This is a genomic window from Mixta tenebrionis (genome assembly GCF_006517625.1).
Lineage (GTDB): Bacteria > Pseudomonadota > Gammaproteobacteria > Enterobacterales > Enterobacteriaceae > Mixta > Mixta tenebrionis.
The window spans coordinates 1-770 of the sequence record NZ_VHQI01000049.1; the positions used below are offsets into that span (position 1 = coordinate 1).

General features: G+C 40.8%; 1 protein-coding gene. It reads left to right on the top strand.

Annotated features, from left to right (window positions below):
* Positions 1-34 precede the first annotated feature (34 nt).
* Complete coding sequence (locus FKM52_RS21465; protein ID WP_141178114.1) at positions 35-622, top strand: hypothetical protein; 588 nt, start codon at positions 35-37, stop codon at positions 620-622.
* Positions 623-770 lie beyond the last annotated feature (148 nt).

The following is a 770-nucleotide window of genomic DNA, read 5'->3' on the forward strand; positions in this document are numbered from 1 at the left end:
CGCTCTCGACCGAATATGAATTAAAGGTAACATCATGGATACACACACACCCTACAACTGCAATGACATAGCCAGACTTGCATTGACTATGCACGGTCACAGCTATTTCTTCTCACTCCGCCGCCATCTCAACATTAACTTTAGCCGGGACTTGAACGGAAGCGGAACACAGGGTTTATTCATCAAAAAACAAAACGTTGATATTGATTTAATTAAGGTAATTTTTGATTATACCGACAACAAAAACGATGATTTCCTCTATGAGGCTGATCTCATCAAAGATCAACGTAAAAACTATGAACCCACAGTTAACAGAGGTAAACACCGGTTCGTTGCTAAACAAATCGAGCTAAATATCGACTGGAACGGTAATGAAATCCAGCAGTGGAGAGCGGATATCGAACGACTAACGAGATCGCACGATAATCTTGAGGACTGGTTAAAAAACGGCTCGGAGATGCTGGTATGTTGCGCCTCTGGATTTTTTTGTCGTCTCCCCACAATCCTTACTTTAAACGACCTTAAGCAGTATGTTGCAATGGGAGTAACTCTAGAAGACCTTAAAACTCGGCTCAAGTGCTCGAAATGTGGTAAACGTGGGTCCAAAGTCACAGTATTTTGATTAATTATCTAAGCAAGACTCGCCATGTCGTCCATAACGACATCGTTAAAAAGAGTGGACTTCAACATGTCAAATTTTAGCAAAGCATGCTCTTTGCCCTTATCACATGTAATTATATCCGACTGAAACACATATTATTTCTGTGAAC

What these genes read in the sequence shown, in the direction of transcription:
- FKM52_RS21465 (WP_141178114.1), top strand. Translation starts at nt 35, where the DNA reads ATGGATACACACACACCCTACAACTGCAATGACATAGCCAGACTTGCA.